The organism is Hydrogenivirga sp. 128-5-R1-1 (assembly GCF_000171895.1).
The window spans coordinates 1-5,065 of sequence record NZ_ABHJ01000037.1; the positions used below are offsets into that span (position 1 = coordinate 1).

A 5,065-nucleotide genomic window follows, 5' to 3' on the forward strand; every position below is an offset into this window, starting at 1 on the left:
ACAGGTTGGAATAAAAGTGAAAAAACCAAAAACCAAAAAGAAAACAACCAGAAAAAAAGAACCAGCAGCAACTTAATATACATGGGGCTTTTGCCCCTTTTATTTTTACTTACTCTCTTTACCTCATCGTATTCTCAGGAAATTAACACAGATAAAACATTTCAACAACAAATAGAAAAAGTTTACAAATTAGAAAAAATAGAAATTAGAGGTTTGAAATACCTTAAACCTGAAATAATAAAACCTTTAATTCCATTTGGTAAAGGAGCAGTTATAACAAGAGATAAAATAGCATCTACTCTCAAAGATTTATACAAACTTGGATATTTTAAAGATATAGAAACTTACACAAGATTTACAGAAAACGGTGTTGATTTAATTTTTGTATTTAAAGAACTTCCAGTTGTTCAGAAAATTGAATTTGAAGGAAATGATGAAGTTGATACACAGGATTTAGAGGATGCTTTAGGTATTCAAACAGAAGAAAGACAGGAAACAGGGACTATTCCATGGTTTTCGTCAGCAGGTCCCGAACTTCTTCAGAAATTACAATCCTTAAAAAAAGGTTTAGGAAGAGTTTTTTCTATTGAAGAAATAGAAAAAATGAAAAAAAGAATTTTAAAGCTTTATGAAGAAAAAGGATTTTACAATGCAAAAGTATCTTATTACTTTAAAGGAAATATCCTTGTTTTTAAAATAGATGAAGGACAAAGGGCATACGTTAAGGACATTGTAATAATAGGAAACAAGCAGGTGCCTGAAGATGAAATCCTTGACGTAATGGAAACAAAAGAAAGATGCTGGTGGAAGCTCAGATTTCATCCAAGACTTCAAAAGGAAGTTTTATATGATGATATTGAAAAAATAAGACAACTTTACCTGAACAAAGGTTTTTTTGATGTTGAAATAAAAGAGCCAAAAATTCAGCTTAAAAATGGAGAAGAATACTATATTTTTATCACTATAAAAGAAGGCGATAGATATAAATTATCTTCTATAAAGTTTGAAAATAACACCCTTTATACAGATAGTGAAATTTTAGAAAGGTTTAAAAGAGATTTAAAAATTGGAGATTATTATAACGGAGAGATTATAAAGAAAATAAAAAATGAAATAATTGATAAATACACAGAGCTTGGTTATCTTTTTACTCATGTTGATAGTCAAAAAATACTTGATAGAAAAGATAAACTTGTAAGTGTTGTTTATAAAATTGACAAAGGAAATATTTTCTATGTAAATAAAATAAATATTTTTGGAAATTACGAATCCAGAGATTATGTAATAAGAAGGGAATTAAGGTTCGCTCCAGGAGACTTATTTAAAAGAAAAGACCTTATCCGTTCCCAGTCAAGGCTTTACGGTCTTGGATTTTATGATATGGTTGGCTTTAACCCAAAATTTGTTGGCGAAAATAAACTTGATGTTGACACCCGGGTTCAGGAAAGATTTACAGGTCAGATATCAGTAGGAGCTGGATACAGTCAGTTAACAGGTCTTTCCTTGTTTGCTTCCATTAAGAAAGGAAACTTTATGGGAACTGGTGATACTTTAGGGCTTTCTTTAACAATAGGTTCCCAGTACAGAAATAACTCTATTTCATATATTCACAAATGGGCATTTTATAGACCTATTGACTTAGGTTTTAATTTATATGAAAGTTATGTTGATTATGGAACATTTATAGCTCAAAAACTTGGATTTTCTCCAACAGCATCAATAGAATTTAAAGAGTATTACAGAACAGGAGTAGGGATAACTCTTGAACGTGGTGATTATAAGAATGTATCAACAACTGCACCTCTTTATATTCAGAGACAGGCAGGAAAATATGATTTATATTCAATTTACTGGTTTATAAATAGAAACAGTGTAGATAATCCGATACTTCCAACTAAGGGAACAGATTTAACTTTAACACTCAAAACAGGAACAGGTACAAGAGATTTTTACAAAGCTGTATTTAGTGGAACAGCATTTGTCCCTGATAAGTTTTTCTGGACTGATTTTGTATTTTCATTTAAAGCAAGATACGGCTTTGTTAAAAAAATTAATAAAGAAATACCTCTTGATGAATACTTTTTTGTAGGTGGAGATTTTACTGTAAGAGGTTTTGATTATGGTATGGCAGGACCTTACGACACAGCATTAAATCCTCTTGGTGCAAAAAATGAACTTATATTTAATTTCCAGATAAATCATCCACTTGTTGAGAGATTTTTATGGTGGTATGTGTTTTTAGATAGTGGAAGTGGGTTTAACAGATATAATAATTTGAAGATGTATAATTCTGTTGGAGCAGGGTTAAAGATAGTTACACCAATGGCACCTATAGACCTTTACTATGGAAAAGTTTTAAATGCTCCTGCTGGAATTAGTGATGCAAGATTTGGATTTGTACTTGGAACATTTTTCTAAAAAATAATTAAGGAGTGGAGTATGAAAAAATTAACAGTATCTTTTTTATCAATTTTTATGCTTTTTGTGTTTTCAAAAGCACAGGAAAAATATGCGTATGTTGATTTAATTAAGGTTATGAATGAGTCTAAAACTGGTCAGAAACTAAAAAAGGAGATAGAAGATAAGTTTAACTTCTTTAAATCAAAAGCTCAAAAAATTGAAAGAGAGATAAAAGAAATACAAAAACAACTTGCAAGTCCTCTATTAAGTGATAAAGCAAAATCTGAAAAGCAGGCAAAAATAAGACAGCTACAAAGACAGCTTCAACAACTTACAATAGATGCACAGCAAAAGCTCAATCAAATGAAGCAAGAGTACGAAAAAAAATTAATAGAAAAAATAAAACTTGTGGCTAAAGAGTACACAGATAAAGAAGGTATTGATATTATCTTTACAAATGGTATGTACGGAGCTGTTTTATATTCGGACAGTAGAATAGATATAACAGACAAAATAATTTCCCTTTTAGATGGTGAGAAAAATGAAACTAAGTAAAATAGCAGAAATTTTTAACGGACAGCTTTATAACTTTAAAGAAGATAAAGAAATTACAGGGGTTTCAAGTTTATTTAATGCAACAGAAAATGACATATCATTTTTATCTGATAAAAAGCTGTCAGACCTTTTAAAAAAAACAAAGGCAGCAGCTGTATTTGTAAAAGAGCCCTTTGAAGATGTTGATGTTGTACAAATAGTTGTTAATAATCCTCAGGTTGCTTTTTACAAGCTTATTGATATTCTTTATCCAGATGAAAAATTTAAATACAGAAAAGCGAAAACTGCTAAAATCGGTAAAAAAGTAGAAATTGGCGAGAATGTTTACATTGGAGATTATGTTGTAATAGAGGATAATGTAAAAATTGGGAATAACACTGTAATTTATCCTTTTACATTTATTGGAAAAAATACAGAAATAGGTAATGACTGTGTTATATACCCAAGGGTCAGTATATATAAAGATACAAAAATAGGCAGTAGAGTGATTATACATTCAGGGACAGTAATTGCATCTGATGGATTTGGTTATTATCAGGAAAATGGTAAACACAGGAAAATAAAGCATATCGGAAAAGTCATTATAGAAGACGACGTTGAAATAGGAGCAAACGTAACAATAGACAGGGCAATGCTTGATGAAACTGTTATAAAGCAGGGAACAAAAATAGATAACCTTGTTATGATAGGACATAATGTTCAGATAGGAGAAAACACAATACTTGTATCACAGGTTGGAATAGCTGGAAGTTCAAAAGTGGGAAATAACTGTATACTTGCAGGACAGGTTGGAGTAGCAGACCATATAACTATAACAGATAATGTAATTATAACAGCAAAATCTGGAGTTGGTAAAAATATTGATAAAGCAGGTGTTTACGGCTCTGGAATTAGTGCAGTAGAATGGTCAAAATGGAAAAAGGTACTGTTTTATTTATACAAACTTCCTGAAATTTTAAGAGGGCGAAAATAAGCCCTCGTTTTTACGTTAAAGATGAAGAGATTTTCTCTAAATTTCCAGTAGCAAGTAATAATCCTAAAACAATTAAAAGAACTCCACCAACTATTTCAACAATTTCAAAAAATCTTCCAAACTTTTTAACCATATTTAAAAATCCTGTCCAGAGTACACCTGCTAAAATAAAAGGTATTCCAAGTCCAAGAGAGTATAATGCAAGAAGAATCATTCCTTTTGAAACAGTCCCTTCATTCATAGCAATCATCAAAATAGAACCAAGTATTGGTCCTATACAAGGACTCCATCCTGCTCCAAATGTAAGGCCGACTATAAACGAACTTATCCCTGATGCTTTTCCACTTTTTTCCACTTTAAACTGTCTGTATAAAAACTCATGTAATTTTAAGAAATATAAAGCCATAACAGAAGCCCATATTCCAGCAAAAGTATAAAATGTTTCAAGGGAAATTAAGCCAAAAGTAAATAAAGCTACAATAAAAAGACCTACAGCATAGGAAATATTTTTAAAATCAGGCTTTAAAAATAATCCTGTAAAGTGAAGTCCAAAAAATACCACAAGGGCTCCGCCAATTTTAGCTATGTACATTTTGTAGTCCATAAAAAACTGACCAATATAAGATGCAGAAGCTCCCATAAGTATGAAAACAGTAGAAAATCCAAGTACGAAGAAAATTACAGGTATTACAGCTTTTATATTAAATCTTTGTTCCTGTCCAACTGCATTTGCACTTGCACCTGTAATATAAGAAAGATATGCAGGAACAATAGGAAGGACACATGGAGAAACAAAACTTAAAAGACCAGCGATAAATGCAGTCCAGAGTGTTATATCTTGCAGCATTCTACTCTCCTAAAAATTTATTTATGTATTTTTTTAATCTTTTTATAGAAGTTTCTCCAAAAAAGATTTTTCCAACAGTCAAATCTTTTCTTAATATATATATTATAGGTGTTCCTATTATCCTGTATCTTTTAATAGTTTCATAATTTCCAATTAAAACTGGAATATCAAATCCCCATCTTTCTTTAGTTTCTTTTATCTCATTAATTTTATCTGTATTTATAACAACTGCATAAAACTTTACATGTTTATTTGCATATTCATCCTGCAAAAAAGATATTTCTGGAAGC

4 protein-coding genes and 1 pseudogene are annotated in these 5,065 nt (G+C 30.5%); 3 read left to right on the forward strand and 2 right to left on the reverse strand.

Annotation, left to right across the window (positions count from 1 at the left end; all coding sequences use genetic code 11):
• The 3 genes from bamA to lpxD form a co-directional block, all read left to right on the forward strand.
• Positions 1–2,418 (forward strand): outer membrane protein assembly factor BamA (gene bamA / locus HG1285_RS06050; RefSeq protein ID WP_008288241.1); only part of this gene is annotated, 2,418 nt, incomplete at its 5' end.
• A gap of 21 nt (positions 2,419–2,439) precedes the next feature.
• Complete coding sequence (locus HG1285_RS06045; protein WP_008288242.1) at positions 2,440–2,955, forward strand: OmpH family outer membrane protein; 516 nt, start codon at positions 2,440–2,442, stop codon at positions 2,953–2,955.
• Positions 2,942–3,928, forward strand: coding sequence for a UDP-3-O-(3-hydroxymyristoyl)glucosamine N-acyltransferase (lpxD, locus tag HG1285_RS06040; protein ID WP_008288243.1), 987 nt, complete (start codon positions 2,942–2,944; stop codon positions 3,926–3,928). Before HG1285_RS06045 ends, lpxD begins: the two co-directional genes overlap by 14 nt.
• A 10-nt stretch (positions 3,929–3,938) precedes the next feature.
• Here the strand turns inward: lpxD and HG1285_RS06035 are convergent, their stop codons facing one another.
• Both HG1285_RS06035 and HG1285_RS19750 read right to left on the reverse strand, forming a co-directional pair.
• On the reverse strand, positions 3,939–4,775 hold the full coding sequence (locus HG1285_RS06035; protein WP_008288244.1) for a cytochrome c biogenesis protein CcdA: 837 nt from the start codon (positions 4,773–4,775) through the stop codon (positions 3,939–3,941).
• A gap of 1 nt (position 4,776) precedes the next feature.
• A pseudogene (locus HG1285_RS19750) lies at positions 4,777–5,065 on the reverse strand (TlpA family protein disulfide reductase); the annotation flags it as partial.